Raw genomic sequence first — 15,091 nt, forward strand, 5'->3', positions numbered from 1 at the left:
TTTTGCCTGAAAGAGGATGGCGTAATGATTAATAAAATTTTTGCTCTCCCGGTGATTGAACAACTTTCTCCTGCATTCTCCCGCCGTAAGCTGGACGATCTTGAACTTATCGTCGTTGACCACCCGCAGGTAAAAGCTTCCGTCGCCCTACAGGGCGCTCACCTGCTCTCCTGGCAGCCGGCCGGTGAAGAAGAAGTTTTGTGGTTAAGCAACAATACCCCATTTAAAAACGGCGTCGCCCTGCGCGGCGGCGTACCAATCTGCTGGCCATGGTTCGGCCCGTCAGCGCAGCAGGGGCTACCGTCGCACGGTTTCGCACGCAACCTGCCGTGGGCGCTAAAATGCCAGGACGAAGATGAAAACGGCGTGATGCTGACCTTCGAACTGCAGAGCAGTGACGAAACCCGCAAATACTGGCCGCACGACTTTACGCTGTATGCGCGCTTCAAGCTGGGTAAGACCTGCGAGATCGAACTGGAAGCCCACGGCGAGTTTGAAACCACATCCGCCCTGCACACCTACTTCAACGTTGGCGATATCGCGGCGGTGAAAGTTAGCGGCCTTGGCGACCGCTATGTTGATAAAGTGCTGAATGCCGAAGAAGGCGTGCTGAAAGACGGCATCCAGACCTTCCCGGACCGCACCGACCGCGTTTATCTGAATGCCGAAGCGTGCAGCGTGATTCATGATGACGTGCTGAAGCGCAACATCGACGTGATCCATCGCCATCACGGTAACGTCGTTGCCTGGAACCCGGGCCCGGCGCTTTCCGTCAGCATGGGTGATATGCCGGATGACGGCTACAAAACTTTCGTGTGCGTGGAAACCTGCTGCGTTACCGCGCCGCAGAAAGCCAGCGAAGAGAAACCCACTCGCCTGGCGCAGACCATTCGCGTTGTGAAGCGTTAAGACCGACAAGCGTCTGGCGTGAGCGGATGGCGCTTCGCTTATCCGGCCTACTTAACACCGTGTTTTCCAGGCGACAGTGGGCTCGACCCGTAGGCTGGGTAAGGCGTAGCCGCCACCCGGCATAATCGCGAATTGTCGTGGGAGGTCGCCACTTCCGCACCACCGTATAGCAAAACAGGGCATAACGCCCTGTTTTGATGCATAAAAAAGTCTGTGGAAGTGCACTATCAGAAGGAGTAGGTGATCCCCGTCGAAATCAGGCCGCTCCAGGATTTGTCCACCATCGGGCTATCGGTGATTTCGTCAGACAGACGAGTGTAACGGGCAATACCGTAAACGCTCCAGTCGCCGAGGAAACGATAGTTCGCCGCCAGCTCCAGATACGGGTTCCAGCTGCTGTCAGGATCGTAGCTGCGCATGCCGCTACGATTCGACTCATGCTTCGAGACGCCGTAGTAGTATTCGTTTTGATTGTCGCTGTTCCACTCCACGCCAATACCCGGCGTCAGGGTCAGGTTGCCGTTGGTATAACGATACAGCCATGCCAAATCCCAGGTGATGCCGTTGCTGTTGTCCAGCGTATCGCCGGCCAGCGTCGTACGCAGGAATCCGTACTGAGTGTTATGAACGTAGCTTAAACCCGCCATCATGGTGGATTTGCGGCGATCCAGCTTGCGCATCTGCGAATTGTCGCTGTCGCCCGGCTTGAAATACATTGGCGACCAGTAAGCGGTCACGGACAGTTTGTCGTTGGTATCATTCCACAGGTAGTAGCCACCACCCAAACCGTGGAACCAGAAGTTTTCACTTTCATAACTAATGACAGGTACTGGGTAAACATCTGCATCATATTGTTTATAAGGATGCTCGACGACGCCCACGCCGGCCCCCAGCGTTAACTTCCCGTCAGCGTGCACTGCGCTAGCTGACGTCGCGATGAACACACCCAGTGCCAGAAGTTTGATTTTAGTCACGATCCATATTCCTGTTGTCAAATAATTAGCGCGTGCAGTTTAACGTCGTAGAGGTCATGCCTCAAATGCTTTACTTGCTCTTACACTAAACCGAACAATTTCCCACTGCTTAATGACCGCCCTTTTGCGACTTCATGACAGATTAATGAAAGGCTTTGGCAAGATATGCGAAAAATTGCCTGGTTTCCGGATGAGTTATTGATATGTCATTGAAATTGAGTTTTAGCGGCATGCAAGTTTTCTAAATGCATCTACGCTTAAATTTAGAAGGTGTAGTCGCAGAGCACGTTATCCAAATCGCTTCTGTAACCTGGCACGAGGGTTGCTGATAAGTAAAGGATGTCGTTCAGCCTGCTCCTTCCGGGGGCCCCTACTATTCATATGAACGGCTCTCAACCTGTGCTAAAAAACGAAAGGACGGCATGCCATGAATATATTCGATCACTATCGCCAGCGCTATGAAGCTGCCAAGGACGAAGAGTTCACACTGCAGGAGTTTCTTACCATCTGCCGGCAAGATCGCAGTGCTTATGCCAACGCGGCAGAGCGGCTATTGACGGCCATTGGTGAACCAGTCATGGTCGATACGGCCCTGGAGCCGCGGCTGTCCCGCCTCTTTTCAAACCGGGTTGTCGCACGCTATCCGGCGTTTGAAGAGTTCTATGGTATGGAAGATGCCATCGAGCAGATTGTTTCCTATCTGAAACATGCTGCGCAGGGTCTGGAAGAGAAAAAACAGATTCTGTATTTGCTGGGGCCGGTCGGCGGCGGTAAATCCTCGCTGGCGGAACGTCTGAAATCGCTGATGCAGCGAGTGCCAATCTACGTGCTGAGCGCCAACGGCGAACGCAGCCCGGTCAACGATCATCCGCTGTGCCTGTTTAACCCGCAGGAGGACGCGCAGATCCTCAATAAAGAATACGGCATTCCTAACCGTTATCTCGGCACAATAATGTCGCCGTGGGCGGCTAAACGCCTGCACGAGTTCGGCGGTGATATCACTAAATTCCGCGTCGTGAAAGTGTGGCCGTCAATCCTCGAACAGATTGCCATCGCCAAAACGGAACCCGGTGATGAAAATAACCAGGACATTTCGGCGCTGGTGGGGAAAGTGGATATCCGTAAACTGGAACACTATGCGCAAAACGATCCGGATGCCTATGGTTACTCCGGCGCGCTGTGCCGCGCCAACCAGGGGATCATGGAATTCGTCGAGATGTTTAAAGCGCCGATTAAAGTATTGCACCCCCTGCTGACGGCGACCCAGGAAGGCAACTATAACGGAACCGAGGGTATCTCCGCCCTGCCGTTCAACGGTATTATCCTCGCGCACTCCAACGAATCCGAGTGGGTGACCTTCCGTAATAACAAAAACAACGAGGCGTTCCTTGACCGTGTCTATATCGTCAAAGTGCCTTATTGCTTGCGCATCTCGGAAGAGATCCGTATTTATGAAAAATTGTTGAATAACAGTGAGCTGACCCATGCGCCATGCGCCCCTGGAACGCTCGAAACGCTGTCGCGCTTCTCAATCCTGTCGCGCCTGAAAGAGCCGGAAAACTCGAGCATCTACTCGAAGATGCGCGTCTATGACGGCGAAAGCTTGAAAGATACCGATCCGAAAGCGAAATCCTACCAGGAGTATCGTGATTACGCCGGCGTTGACGAAGGGATGAACGGTCTCTCTACCCGTTTTGCCTTTAAAATTCTCTCAAGGGTGTTTAACTTCGATCATGCCGAAGTGGCGGCTAACCCGGTCCATCTGTTCTACGTACTGGAACAGCAAATCGAACGCGAACAGTTCCCGCAGGAGCAGGCCGAACGTTATCTGGAATTCCTCAAAGGCTATCTGATCCCGAAATACGCCGAGTTTATCGGTAAAGAGATCCAGACTGCTTATCTTGAGTCTTATTCCGAATATGGACAGAACATTTTTGACAGATATGTCACTTATGCGGATTTCTGGATTCAGGATCAGGAGTACCGCGATCCGGATACCGGGCAACTGTTCGACCGTGAGTCGCTGAATTCGGAACTGGAGAAAATCGAGAAACCCGCCGGGATCAGCAACCCGAAAGATTTCCGTAACGAAATCGTCAACTTCGTGCTGCGCGCCAGAGCGAATAACAGCGGACGTAATCCGAACTGGACCAGCTATGAGAAACTGCGCACGGTTATTGAGAAGAAAATGTTCTCCAATACCGAGGAGCTGTTGCCGGTCATTTCGTTCAATGCCAAAACGTCTACCGACGAGCAGAAAAAACACGATGACTTTGTCGATCGCATGATGGAAAAAGGCTATACCCGTAAACAGGTGCGCCTGCTGTGCGAATGGTACCTGCGGGTACGTAAATCGTCCTGATAGCGACAAACCCGGTAGCCGCGGCTGCCGGGTTTCTGCACCACTGCTCGTATAACGAAAGACATATACCCTAAGCAACATCAGGGTACAGTTGGCAAATGCAGTACAGGAGGGCATATGACCTGGTTCATAGACCGACGCCTGAACGGGAAGAACAAAAGCGCTGTCAATCGTCAGCGCTTTCTGCGCCGTTACAAGGCGCAGATAAAGCAGTCGATCTCCGAAGCCATCAATAAACGTTCGGTGACCGATATCGACAGCGGTGAATCCGTCTCCATTCCGACGGACGATATTAACGAGCCAATGTTTCATCAGGGGCGCGGCGGGCTACGTAATCGCGTCCATCCCGGCAACGATCACTTTGTGCAGAACGACCGCATTGAACGCCCACAGGGCGGCGGCGGTGGAGGCGGCGGTGGTCAGGGGCAAGCCAGCGCCGATGGCGAGGGCCAGGATGAATTCGTCTTTCAGATTTCCAAAGATGAATATCTTGACCTGCTGTTTGAAGATCTGGCCCTTCCCAACCTGAAGAAAAACCAGCAACGCCAGTTGAACGAGTTCAAAACCCATCGTGCGGGTTTTACCGCCAACGGCGTGCCGGCCAATATCAGCGTGGTGCGTTCATTACAGAATTCGCTGGCGCGGCGAACCGCGATGACCGCCGGTAAGCGGCGCGAACTGCGGGCATTGGAAGACTGTCTCGATACCATTGCCAAAAGCGAACCAGCGCAGCTGCTGGAAGAGGAGCGGCTACGTAAAGAGATTGCGGAACTGCGGGCTAAAATTGAGCGCGTGCCGTTTATCGACACGTTTGATTTACGCTATAAAAACTATGAGAAACGACCGGAGCCTTCAAGCCAGGCGGTGATGTTCTGCCTGATGGATGTTTCTGGTTCAATGGACCAGTCCACAAAAGACATGGCGAAACGTTTTTACATTCTGCTGTATTTGTTCCTCAGCCGGACCTATAAAAACGTTGAAGTGGTCTATATCCGCCACCACACCCAGGCGAAAGAGGTGGATGAACATGAGTTTTTCTATTCCCAGGAGACCGGCGGCACGATTGTTTCAAGCGCCCTGAAGTTGATGGATGAGGTTGTTAAAGCCCGCTATGACCCGGCGCAGTGGAATATTTACGCCGCGCAGGCGTCGGATGGCGATAACTGGGCAGACGACTCGCCGCTGTGTCATGAACTGCTGGCGAAGAAAATACTGCCGGTGGTTCGTTACTACAGCTATATCGAAATCACCCGCCGCGCCCACCAGACTCTGTGGCGCGAGTATGAACATCTGCAGGCAACATTTGAGAATTTTGCTATGCAGCATATTCGCGATCAGGAAGATATTTACCCGGTGTTCCGCGAACTGTTCCATAAACAAGGCACCACCAGCAATACTTAGCCTCATCAATCAGCCAGATAAATACCCATTCTGGCTGATTTTTCTGTACCACAAACACATAAATAGCCAGGTTCAGGCTCCGCTCATTTACATTTAGATAATTACCGAATTAATCCTTTACGCATTGGGCCTCTGGATGGCTAAAATAAATGTTGCACTATTTTTTCTACTATGCGTTAATGGCTACGTCGATTTGAAAGACAGAAAGATATTACCCAAGCAGTTACTCACACCTCCAGGCGCTATCGCTGATACCACCTTTCCTGAGTCTCTCCAATAGTATTAAGATTCTTCTGCAAATCAAATCCTGTATGCTTTGATACATTAAAAAACTGGATAGAAGATGACTAATAAGAGTAATGGCTTAGTAAGACGGTTAAACGCCGGCTAAATTTGATGCGAACTTCTGATTTACGATAACGATGACGGCTTTGACCTGAGTAGATAAATAAGAAGCATCTCATTCAAATCACCACAAAATGGCATAAATTGATAACATGATTTGTCAGACATGCTATTTTTAGTAGTAACATTAAAGATATTTCCGTTTTGAAGCTCAGCTCACCAGAAACTTTACGTATTTATAATCTGTGGATGAGTGACAAAATGTAAAAAAACATAATAATATAAAAGGATAAAATTATGATTAACAATATTCATTTCCGATGCCCGTGCTGCCATGGGTCACAGTACAGAACCTCACATTTTGATGTGAGCGAAAAAAATCCCTTCGGCGCGAAATGCATTTTTTGTAAATCCGACATGGTGACTTTTGACAATATCGAATCTATCGATGTTTATCAGCCTGTCATGTCACAGCTCGCCGGAAGTGGCAAAATGTTTGCTTCCGCCGCCTCATGAGTGGCCTTAGGCCAGTCCTGCGCACTCTTCAGACACGCGTCATGAAGAGTGCCGCTTTTTAGTCCAGCCTGCCTTGCCCTATTCTCCACTCCTGAACTATCTGTCAGCATAGTTTTCTGACCAGCCGTTCGTTCACCCACGCTCTGGTAGCCAGTTTATCCACTATGATAAAATCAGCTAAACGAGTAGGACGAATGCAAACATCATGAAATTACAGAATAAATTACTGCGACATGTTATTTCCGCAGGCGTCGTGGTGTTGACGTCTTCATTTCTCGTATACGAATTAATCGCTACCCATCGCGATATGTCAGGCTATATGCGATACATCATAGAAAAAGGAGAATCGACCTTTCTCTATGATAAGTATCAGAATCAACTCATCATCTCTCAGTTTCTGCGCAAGCTGGATACTCCCCCAAACCAAACAGAGTTAGAACAGGTCTGTAATAGCGTACAACACAACGGGGATGTCAGTGGTTTGAATATCGCCGGCTATACCTATCCCCAATTGCATGGCACCCTAAGCGCCGCACATGCCGACTGCGGCAAATGGCGTGGCGATATTCCTGCGCTCCAGGCATTCGATCGCGCGGTTGCCAGAAATGATAGCTGGCAGCCAGAGGTTCCTGCGACGCTCAAATCAGAAAAACGCTTTCGCTATTACATAGATCTGGTAAATAAATACATCTACTTTTATGCGCCCGTCAGAATTAAAAGCAATCCGATACAGAACTGGAATTTTCTTCAGGACAGTAAACTGGGTATTAGCCAGGCCAGCCTTGATGGTTTAGAACAGGGTCGTTCGCTCATCTCGACCGTGTATGTTGATGCGATGACGGGAAAGAATATTTTATCGTTTTTAACGCCAGTGTATTTCAAGGATAAACTCAAAGGCGTAGTGATGGTCGATGTGACCGCGCAAGAGATTGAGGCCTTGTTATACACCAGCGACCGACCTTTGGTGTGGCGCTATCTGGATATTACCTTGAAGGACTCCGATACCGGCGCGCTCATTGAGGTACATAATAGTAAAACACATCTGTTGAATTACGCCCATTACACCCATCAGGTAGCAGAAAACTTACGGATAACCTTATCTCTTGATATTATGTATTTTCTGCTCAGCTCGTGGAAACTCTTCCTGTTTTATTTACTCTCAACCGCCGCGTTACTGCACCTGGTGCGGGTTCATTTCCGCCACTACAACTCGGTGTCGAAAGAGAATATCAGCGATACCATGACCGGCCTTTATAATCGTAAGATCCTTACCCCGATGCTGGAATCACGCCTGCAACGACTTACCGCGCAAGGGGTTAACGTCGTTACAATGGCCCTTGACTGCGATGGACTGAAAAAGATCAACGATACCTGGGGGCATAACGCCGGCGACGAAGCGATTATTCTTCTGGCGCAGGCTATTTCCGCTTCTATTCGCAGCAGCGATTATGGCGTGCGCTTAGGAGGCGATGAGTTCTTTCTAATTCTGATCGATTATCCGGAAGATGAAGCGGAAAATATCCCGGCGAGGATCCGGCAATATCTGGCGATTCATGACCATCAACAGCGCGTCGATTTCTCCTGGGGAGCGGAACATCTCGCGCCAGAACACTCACTCGGTGAAGCAATGAAAGCAGCCGATGCGCGCCTGTATATAAACAAAAAGCAGAAAAAAATCCCCGGCATTCGCTGATAAGTTTTCATTGCCGCCGCGCGGAGTTAAGCTTGCCCTTTTCAGCAGAGGAACCATCGCAATATGCAATCGCCAGAGACAGCCGACATACACCAGCGGTTATGCCGCCTCCTTGATGAGCAGCAGGCTCGCTATCGGGTCATGGAACATGAAGCCGTTGGCAAATGTGAAGCCGTATCAGCAATCCGCGGTACCGCGTTGGGACAGGGCGCCAAAGCGCTGGTCTGTACAGTGAAAGGTAATGGGATAAACCAGCACGTACTGGCTATCCTTGCCGCCGATCAGCAGGCCGATTTATCCCGTCTGGCGCAGCATATTGGCGGCAGTAAAGCGTCGCTCGCCAGCCCGGCGGAGGTCGATGCTCTTACCGCCTGCGTATTTGGCGCCATTCCGCCCTTTAGCTTTCACCCTAAGCTAAAACTGGTCGCCGACCCGATGCTGTTCGAACGTTTTACCGAGATAGCCTTTAATGCCGGCCTGCTGGAAAAATCGATCATTATGAATACCGACGACTATCTGCGTATCGCCCGCCCTGAGCTGGCAGCGTTCCGTCGCGTCATTTAGCACATCGCCAGTGTGCGACAAGATTCGCGGGCGGCGCTGGTAGACTGATTTGCAGTAAATAAATTAAAAGCCTGTTTATTCACGCGATTATGCGTAGAGTAAGCAGGTTTCTTTTTTATTTTGGCAAGGACCTCTGGAATGTTCGATACAACCCTGTTTATCTTGCTGGGGCTGGCGGCGCTCGGCTTTATCAGTCATAACACCACGGTCGCTATCTCAATACTGGTGCTCATCATCGTGCGGGTGACGCCGCTTAATGTTTTCTTTCCCTGGATTGAAAAGCAGGGGCTGACCATCGGTATCATCATTTTGACCATCGGCGTGATGGCTCCCATCGCCAGCGGAACGCTACCGCCCTCAACGCTGATCCACTCTTTTGTGAACTGGAAGTCACTGCTGGCGATTGCCGTGGGCGTGTTCGTCTCGTGGCTCGGCGGACGTGGCGTCGCGCTAATGGGTTCGCAGCCTCAGCTGGTCGCCGGGCTGCTGGTGGGTACCGTACTGGGCGTTGCGCTGTTTCGCGGTGTCCCGGTCGGGCCGCTTATCGCCGCCGGCATTATTTCGCTTTTTATCGGAAAGGCTTAGATAAACTGGCGTGGTAGCGGCCAGGCGTTTGCCCTAATCCTTTTTTAAACATGGTGATAAAGGCGGTTGTTGAATCATAACCGAGCGTCTGGGCGGTTTGCTGTACCGTCTGTCCGCGCACCAGCATCTGCAGCGCCAGGATCAGCTGCAGCTGGTGCCGCCAGCGGCGAAAGCTAAGCCCGGTCTCCCGCACCACCAGCCGTGCCAGATTGCGTTCGCTCATGGCGAACGCCGCCGCCCACTGCGAGAGCGTCTGCCAGTGCGCCGGATCGCGGGCCATGGTGTCGGCCATCCGGCGGATCTTCGGATGTCCTGAAACCGGCAGCTGCAGATGTTCCTGCGGTTGTTGCGGTAGCTCATCAAATAATACCTGCACCAGGCGCTGCGTAGGCGACGTGTCAAGCGCCTCCCTGCCGCGTTCGGCAAGGGTCATAATCAACTCTCGCACCAGCGGTGAGATTTTTAACGTGCAGCAATGCTCAGGCATCGGCGCCGCCCCCGGCTCAATGAACAAAAAGCACACCTGCGCTCCTGGCGTTGCGCGATTGCTGTGCGGGAGTTGACCCGGTACCCACACCGCATACAGCGGCGGCACCATCCACATGGCGTTATCCACTTCGCAGGTTAAAGCGCCGTGCAACGCGAGGATCAGCTGACCTTTGCGGTGCTGATGACGCGGAATAAACTGCTCGTCGTCCACCACCTGAATGCGAAACGCCAGCGCCGCTTCATGGCCGCTATCTGGTTCATAGCCGTCTAAACCCAGTCCAATCATCAAATTGTCCGATATTAGCGATAATCTGTCATTTTAGCTTGATTCAAACAGCCGTTAAACAGGCTATTGTTACGACCCTGTTTATTAGTCTGAGAATGTTATGAGTCCTGTTTCTTCCTCTGCCAACGGCAACAAACTGCTGCTGATTGTCGGAATTTTATTTATCGCCGCCACGCTACGGGTAACTTTCACCGGTATCGCCCCACTGCTGGATGCGATACGCGCTGAATACCAACTGACGACGGCGCAAACCGGGCTGCTCACGACCCTGCCGCTGCTGGCCTTCGGGCTGGTCTCTCCGCTGGCGGCCGGCGTCGCCCGCCGTTTCGGCATTGAGCGTAGCCTGCTGCTGGCGATGGTGATTATTTGCCTCGGGATCGGATTACGTTCCCTCCCCTCAGCAGCCTGGCTATATATCGGTACAGCGCTCATTGGCTGCGGCATCGCGCTGGGTAACGTGCTGTTGCCAGGGTTAATTAAGCGTGATTTTTCCGGCCATGTCGCCCGGATGACCGGCGCCTACTCCATTACCATGGGCGCGGCGGCGGCGGCAGGTTCCGCGATGGTGGTGCCGCTGGCGCTGGCGGGGTTTGGCTGGCGCGGCGCGCTGCTGCTACTGATGGTTTTCCCACTGCTGGCGCTATTACTCTGGCTGCCGCAGGCCCGTCGTCAGGCTTCCACGCCGATGACCGGATCGGGCGCTGCGCACAATCGGGGGATCTGGCGTTCGGCGCTGGCCTGGCAGGTCACGCTGTTCCTTGGGATTAATTCACTGGTCTATTACGTTATCGTTGGTTGGCTGCCCGCAATCCTGCAGAGTATGGGCTATAGCGAAGCGCAGGCTGGCTCGCTACATGGCCTGCTGCAGCTGGCAACCGCCGCGCCGGGCCTGGCCATCCCGCTGGTACTCCACAGGCTAAAAGATCAGCGCGGCATCGCCGTTCTGGTAGCCTTAATGTGCGTGGTAAGCACGCTGGGATTGTGGTTACTGCCCGGTCAGGCGGTGATCTGGACATTGATTTTTGGCTTCGGATCCGGCGCCACCATGATCCTTGGCCTGACGTTTATTGGTCTACGCGCCAGCTCAGCGCATCAGGCCGCGGCGCTTTCCGGCATGGCGCAGACTATTGGTTATCTGCTGGCCGCCTGCGGACCGCCGCTCATCGGTAAAATCCATGATGCTTACGGCGACTGGCATATACCGTTAATCATCGTCGCACTCATCGCAGTGGTCATGGCGCTGTTCGGCGCCCTTGCCGGCAGGGCGCGGGAAATTCATTAATCACAAGAGTCGGCAGCCAGGGCTGCCGATTTTTTATTGCCGGGCCGCGTGCAGGAAAGCCTGTACCAGCGGCGCCGGACGCCCTTCCAGCGCGTTGCGCTCGTGCTGGAACAGCGTGGCGACGAAGAACGGATGGGTGGTTAACTCCACGGCGCGGATCTCGCCGTTCTCATCCCACCCGGTTACCCGCAGCGCGCCCTGCTCCAGTTCATGGGCAAAGCTTTCGGCAATACCGTAGTTACAATGATATCCCTCTTCAATACTGTCCCGGCCATAAGCGCGGGCGATCAGCGTGTTCGCGCGCAGTTCGATAGCATCTGATTTTTCCACCAGCGAACAGCTTAATGGCGCAATGACCATTCGCCCTTCGCTATCGGTTTCGGCGTGCGCCGCATCCTGCCATCCCATAACATTACGGGCATATTCGATAATCGCGTGCTGGAAACCGCCACAGGTGCCGAGGAACGGAATGCTATTTTCGCGGGCATAGCGAATGGCGATGAATGCGCCATCGGCGTTTTTATACGGGCTGGCGGGAACCACCCAGATGGCGTCATAATCGGTGAGCTGGTCTGCGCTGACAATCTCGCTGGTGGCTAACCAGTCATAGCTCACCGGTTGTTCCAGGACCGCGGCAGCATCATCAATAGCCAGCGGAATAGCCTTATGGGCAATCACGTCAGGGTTGTAATCGCCAACAAGGGCAATGCGCAAAGGGGTGTTCATAGCAGGATCCTTATGTCTGAGGATTATCGGGCAACACAAGGAACCTCAGATTAGCGATATCATTCGCGGAACACAATGGTTATTTAGCGGCGCGCTGCACGGGCTTGCCGCCAGAATGACATAACGACGGGAGAATAATGATGATTCAATGTAAACGCGTTTATGACCCTACAGAGGCCAGCGACGGTTACCGCGTGCTGGTCGATCGCCTGTGGCCACGGGGGATAAAAAAAGAGGATTTGCATTATGACGAATGGTGTAAAAGCCTGACGCCTTCCAGCGATTTACGCAAGGCTCTGCACGGAGAAGCGATTGACTTCTCTCACTTCCGCCAGCAGTACCGCGAAGAACTGGAAACCCATCGCGATGAAGGTCTACGGCTCGCCAAATTGGCCAACCAGCAGCCATTAACCCTGCTCTATGCGGCAAAAGATACGCAACAAAATCATGCGCTGGTGCTGGCGGAGTGGCTGAAGAGCTTAATTTAGCGGCGGCGAATTATTTCTTCGCCGGATGATCGCGCCGCCACAGTTCCCATTCATCAAGCGTTTCGCCACTGGGAAGTTTACAGTCGGTGCGTACGCCCTGAGGCGTCTGGACCGGAACCTGCTTACCGCCCTTCTGGTCGCAATAGACGGCGGCCGGATTGGCCATACCGATCGAATTTGGCGGCGGCGGCGCATCAGGCTGTTGTGACTGAGCGCAGCCCGCTAGCATCAGCGGCAACATCATTACTATCCACTTCATAATTACTCCTGTTTTATTCAAAGCGACCTTTCGCCCTGAATCTCCACGGTTTCTCCATTTTAACTACACTTTTGCCCTTTAGAGTAGCGCTCGTTCTCGAATTGACCAGAGAACAGATCATTCCATAATCAATGAGTTTTGCCCCATCGCCCCCGATGGGGCTTTTTTTTACCGTCGCGATAGCAGATATCCCCCTGCTAAATGTGATACATTCGTTATAAATTTGTTTGTTATTAGCTGTTCGCTGCGCCAGCTCGCAGTACTGCGCTAACCTCCGGGGGCCGTTTCATTCATGTCAGACTTCATTCTTGCCCGCGTCTCACAGACGCTTGCTACCGAACGAACGCTCGAAACGTTGGTGCGACAACTGCTGGAAATGCTGGAGCTGGTGACTCGTATGGAGTCCACCTATCTGACACGGATTGATTTAGAAGCGCAGCGCCAGTTAGTCATGTATGCCCACAACAGCAGCGAAATGCAGATCCCGGAAGGCTTTTCCGTTCCCTGGGACGAGTCGCTCTGCAAACGCGCAATCGATGATAACTGTATATTTTGCAACGAGGTTGGCCAACGCTGGCGCTCCTGCACCGCCGCGCAGGAACTCGGGATCGCCACGTTCTTTAGTATTCCTGTCCATCTTGCCGATGGTTCGTTATATGGTACGTTGTGCGCCACCAGCCGCGTCAAACAGCCCTATAATCTTGAAGGTGAGCAGGTAATGATCCTGTTCGCCAGCCTGATCTCCCATTACGTGGAGAAAGAGACGCTGGTTCAGCAGCTGCGCAGCGCGAATGCGGCGCTGGAGATGCACTCCTATACCGATGAGCTGACCGGTCTGGCTAACCGCCGCGCGTTGTTTAAACATCTTAAAACGCTGTTTACTCAAGCTCGCGCCCAGCAGCGCAGGCTCCTGCTTATTTTTATCGACCTCGACGATTTTAAAGCGATTAACGATAAACTGGGCCACCCCTGCGGCGACAGTTTTCTCATCCAGATAGGTGAACGATTAAGTGCCAACGTACGTAACGAAGATACCGTTGGCCGCCTCGGCGGCGATGAATTTTTAATCATCGGCCCGGCGCTTGAATCATCTGAGCAGGAGGCATTTATTGCCCACCTACGCCAGCAGCTTACCGGGCGTTACCGTCTGGCCGGACACGGTATAGAATACCCTGGCGCCAGCTTTGGAGTGATCGAAGTCGATCCGCAAAATATGGACGTTGAGCAGGCGCTGCGCGCAGCGGATGAAGCCATGTATCACGACAAAAACTCACGCCGCAAGCTGACCATTTTCGATATTGACCAGAAAGCATAACTTTCCAGTATGATAGATAACATAACGTTAAGAGACAGGAACTAAGCATGAAATTGGGTATTCTTTTTCCGGTGGTGATTTTCATCGTCGCCGTGGTCTTTCTGGGCTGGTTTTTTGTTGGCGGCTATGCGGCGCCAGGGGGGGCATCATGAAAAAGACGACCATCATTATGATTATCGTCGCCATCGTGGTGGTTGCCGGCACCGAATTGGGCTGGTGGTAATCTCAATTTTTCCCGCCGCCCCGCTATTGCAGAGTTGTCTTATCTACTCAATAAGTTAGGACGATACACTCATTTCATCAGCCGCTTCGCTGTATTTATGCAGCAAAGCGGGCATTAACTGGAGAAGTGAGTAATGAAAAAACCGATGGTGTTACCGTTGATTATTGCGCTGTGCACGCTGTTATCGGGATGTATCGTGGATGATGGTTACCATCATCGGCACCACCACCATCATCATCATGATCGAGGATGGTGACAGACGGGATCACGCAAAAGGCGAACTAGTGTTCGCCTTGTTGCTTTTAGTCCTGACGGTCAGAGCCTAAAAACAGAAAGCCCAGCGGGATAGCAAATAATACGGTGAACACGGTACTGTAAACCATCACCATCGCGCCTTGCAGGAAGAACATCGAGGTTGTCCACTCCGAGTACGGCATGTTGTACTCGCTCACCACGCCACCGAACGTTGCGCGGCCCACGACGGCAAGCGCAATAGCAAATACCGTCGCCATCGACAACAGAAACTTCTTGCCGTTTTTATTACTGAGGATTTTTTGCAGAATCATCCGGGTTCCCTTCTCTGTGAGCGATAATCGGCTGTATATGTAACACCAATGCAATAAAAATTGAAGGGTTTTTGTTACAACACAGCGATTATCGCTGGCAAACCGATT

The 15,091-nt window shown here is 52.3% G+C and carries 18 protein-coding genes; 13 read left to right on the forward strand and 5 right to left on the reverse strand.

Going from position 1 to position 15,091, the window contains the following annotated elements; translation table 11 throughout:
* Positions 1–24: 24 nt before the first annotated feature.
* Positions 25–909: a D-hexose-6-phosphate mutarotase gene (locus tag PGR29_RS04170; protein ID WP_087859325.1), complete on the forward strand. Its 885-nt coding sequence runs from the start codon at positions 25–27 to the stop codon at positions 907–909.
* Positions 910–1,136: 227 nt separating this feature from the next.
* On the opposite strand, the gene PGR29_RS04175 is transcribed toward PGR29_RS04170, so the two are convergent.
* Positions 1,137–1,883, reverse strand: coding sequence for a MipA/OmpV family protein (locus PGR29_RS04175; protein WP_087859324.1), 747 nt, complete (start codon positions 1,881–1,883; stop codon positions 1,137–1,139).
* Between the two features lie 427 nt (positions 1,884–2,310).
* On the opposite strand from PGR29_RS04175, the gene yeaG reads away from it, so the two are divergent.
* The 6 genes from yeaG (at position 2,311) to PGR29_RS04205 (ending at position 9,349) form a co-directional block, all read left to right on the forward strand.
* Positions 2,311–4,245 carry a protein kinase YeaG gene (gene yeaG, locus PGR29_RS04180; RefSeq protein ID WP_015366145.1) on the forward strand — a complete coding sequence of 645 codons (1,935 nt, stop codon included), beginning with the start codon at positions 2,311–2,313 and terminating at the stop codon, positions 4,243–4,245.
* A gap of 117 nt (positions 4,246–4,362) precedes the next feature.
* Positions 4,363–5,646 carry a YeaH/YhbH family protein gene (locus tag PGR29_RS04185; protein ID WP_087859323.1) on the forward strand — a complete coding sequence of 428 codons (1,284 nt, stop codon included), beginning with the start codon at positions 4,363–4,365 and terminating at the stop codon, positions 5,644–5,646.
* Between the two features lie 642 nt (positions 5,647–6,288).
* The gene (locus tag PGR29_RS04190) at positions 6,289–6,507 is read left to right on the forward strand and encodes a cold-shock protein (protein WP_087859322.1); all 219 of its coding nucleotides are present in this window, start codon (positions 6,289–6,291) and stop codon (positions 6,505–6,507) included.
* Positions 6,508–6,712: 205 nt separating this feature from the next.
* Positions 6,713–8,200, forward strand: a complete 1,488-nt coding sequence (gene dgcJ / locus PGR29_RS04195) for a diguanylate cyclase DgcJ (protein WP_271032359.1) — start codon at positions 6,713–6,715, stop codon at positions 8,198–8,200.
* Between the two features lie 63 nt (positions 8,201–8,263).
* Positions 8,264–8,764, forward strand: a complete 501-nt coding sequence (locus PGR29_RS04200; RefSeq protein WP_308958960.1) for a YbaK/prolyl-tRNA synthetase associated domain-containing protein — start codon at positions 8,264–8,266, stop codon at positions 8,762–8,764.
* Between the two features lie 138 nt (positions 8,765–8,902).
* The gene (locus PGR29_RS04205; RefSeq protein WP_045393296.1) at positions 8,903–9,349 is read left to right on the forward strand and encodes a DUF441 domain-containing protein; all 447 of its coding nucleotides are present in this window, start codon (positions 8,903–8,905) and stop codon (positions 9,347–9,349) included.
* Here PGR29_RS04205 and PGR29_RS04210 read toward each other — a convergent pair.
* A complete protein-coding gene (locus PGR29_RS04210; protein WP_162750167.1) occupies positions 9,333–10,127 on the reverse strand; it encodes an AraC family transcriptional regulator in 795 nt (264 codons plus the stop codon). The two genes, PGR29_RS04205 and PGR29_RS04210, sit on opposite strands and share 17 nt — an antisense overlap.
* 97 nt (positions 10,128–10,224) lie before the next feature.
* Between PGR29_RS04210 and PGR29_RS04215 the strand changes: the two genes are divergently transcribed.
* Positions 10,225–11,406 (forward strand): CynX/NimT family MFS transporter, encoded by a 1,182-nt coding sequence (locus PGR29_RS04215; protein WP_087859318.1) that lies wholly within the window; start codon positions 10,225–10,227, stop codon positions 11,404–11,406.
* 33 nt (positions 11,407–11,439) lie between these two features.
* On the opposite strand, the gene PGR29_RS04220 is transcribed toward PGR29_RS04215, so the two are convergent.
* On the reverse strand, positions 11,440–12,132 hold the full coding sequence (locus PGR29_RS04220; RefSeq protein ID WP_113373626.1) for a CTP synthase C-terminal region-related (seleno)protein: 693 nt from the start codon (positions 12,130–12,132) through the stop codon (positions 11,440–11,442).
* A gap of 140 nt (positions 12,133–12,272) precedes the next feature.
* On the opposite strand from PGR29_RS04220, the gene PGR29_RS04225 reads away from it, so the two are divergent.
* On the forward strand, positions 12,273–12,620 hold the full coding sequence (locus PGR29_RS04225) for a DUF488 domain-containing protein (RefSeq protein ID WP_087859627.1): 348 nt from the start codon (positions 12,273–12,275) through the stop codon (positions 12,618–12,620).
* 10 nt (positions 12,621–12,630) lie between these two features.
* On the opposite strand, the gene PGR29_RS04230 is transcribed toward PGR29_RS04225, so the two are convergent.
* Entirely contained in the window at positions 12,631–12,879 is a 249-nt protein-coding gene (locus PGR29_RS04230; RefSeq protein ID WP_015366135.1) for a putative hemolysin, read from the reverse strand.
* A gap of 292 nt (positions 12,880–13,171) precedes the next feature.
* On the opposite strand from PGR29_RS04230, the gene PGR29_RS04235 reads away from it, so the two are divergent.
* The 4 genes from PGR29_RS04235 to PGR29_RS04250 all read left to right on the forward strand — a co-directional run bounded on the left by PGR29_RS04235 (position 13,172) and on the right by PGR29_RS04250 (position 14,673).
* Positions 13,172–14,194, forward strand: a complete 1,023-nt coding sequence (locus PGR29_RS04235; protein ID WP_271032357.1) for a sensor domain-containing diguanylate cyclase — start codon at positions 13,172–13,174, stop codon at positions 14,192–14,194.
* 47 nt (positions 14,195–14,241) lie between these two features.
* A complete protein-coding gene (locus PGR29_RS04240; protein WP_045374857.1) occupies positions 14,242–14,346 on the forward strand; it encodes a YoaK family small membrane protein in 105 nt (34 codons plus the stop codon).
* The gene (gene yoaJ, locus PGR29_RS04245; RefSeq protein WP_100279139.1) at positions 14,343–14,417 is read left to right on the forward strand and encodes a protein YoaJ; all 75 of its coding nucleotides are present in this window, start codon (positions 14,343–14,345) and stop codon (positions 14,415–14,417) included. The genes PGR29_RS04240 and yoaJ overlap by 4 nt, the downstream gene beginning before the upstream one ends.
* A 133-nt stretch (positions 14,418–14,550) precedes the next feature.
* Positions 14,551–14,673, forward strand: coding sequence for a hypothetical protein (locus tag PGR29_RS04250; protein ID WP_015366133.1), 123 nt, complete (start codon positions 14,551–14,553; stop codon positions 14,671–14,673).
* Positions 14,674–14,719: 46 nt separating this feature from the next.
* Here the strand turns inward: PGR29_RS04250 and PGR29_RS04255 are convergent, their stop codons facing one another.
* Positions 14,720–14,983, reverse strand: coding sequence for a DUF2534 family protein (locus tag PGR29_RS04255; RefSeq protein WP_015366132.1), 264 nt, complete (start codon positions 14,981–14,983; stop codon positions 14,720–14,722).
* Positions 14,984–15,091 lie beyond the last annotated feature (108 nt).

Origin of the sequence: Klebsiella sp. 141203 (genome assembly GCF_032601985.1) — a bacterium.
In the GTDB taxonomy this organism is placed as follows: domain Bacteria; phylum Pseudomonadota; class Gammaproteobacteria; order Enterobacterales; family Enterobacteriaceae; genus Klebsiella; species Klebsiella aerogenes.

Coding starts and splice junctions, on each gene's coding strand:
- PGR29_RS04200 (WP_308958960.1), top strand. CDS start 8,264: ATGCAATCGCCAGAGACAGCCGACATACACCAGCGGTTATGCCGCCTC.
- PGR29_RS04250 (WP_015366133.1), top strand. CDS start 14,551: ATGAAAAAACCGATGGTGTTACCGTTGATTATTGCGCTGTGCACGCTG.
- PGR29_RS04170 (WP_087859325.1), top strand. CDS start 25: ATGATTAATAAAATTTTTGCTCTCCCGGTGATTGAACAACTTTCTCCT.
- PGR29_RS04230 (WP_015366135.1), bottom strand. CDS start 12,879: ATGAAGTGGATAGTAATGATGTTGCCGCTGATGCTAGCGGGCTGCGCT.
- PGR29_RS04205 (WP_045393296.1), top strand. CDS start 8,903: ATGTTCGATACAACCCTGTTTATCTTGCTGGGGCTGGCGGCGCTCGGC.
- PGR29_RS04220 (WP_113373626.1), bottom strand. CDS start 12,132: ATGAACACCCCTTTGCGCATTGCCCTTGTTGGCGATTACAACCCTGAC.
- yeaG (WP_015366145.1), top strand. CDS start 2,311: ATGAATATATTCGATCACTATCGCCAGCGCTATGAAGCTGCCAAGGAC.
- dgcJ (WP_271032359.1), top strand. CDS start 6,713: ATGAAATTACAGAATAAATTACTGCGACATGTTATTTCCGCAGGCGTC.
- PGR29_RS04225 (WP_087859627.1), top strand. CDS start 12,273: ATGATTCAATGTAAACGCGTTTATGACCCTACAGAGGCCAGCGACGGT.
- PGR29_RS04240 (WP_045374857.1), top strand. CDS start 14,242: ATGAAATTGGGTATTCTTTTTCCGGTGGTGATTTTCATCGTCGCCGTG.
- PGR29_RS04185 (WP_087859323.1), top strand. CDS start 4,363: ATGACCTGGTTCATAGACCGACGCCTGAACGGGAAGAACAAAAGCGCT.
- PGR29_RS04235 (WP_271032357.1), top strand. CDS start 13,172: ATGTCAGACTTCATTCTTGCCCGCGTCTCACAGACGCTTGCTACCGAA.
- PGR29_RS04190 (WP_087859322.1), top strand. CDS start 6,289: ATGATTAACAATATTCATTTCCGATGCCCGTGCTGCCATGGGTCACAG.
- PGR29_RS04215 (WP_087859318.1), top strand. CDS start 10,225: ATGAGTCCTGTTTCTTCCTCTGCCAACGGCAACAAACTGCTGCTGATT.
- PGR29_RS04255 (WP_015366132.1), bottom strand. CDS start 14,983: ATGATTCTGCAAAAAATCCTCAGTAATAAAAACGGCAAGAAGTTTCTG.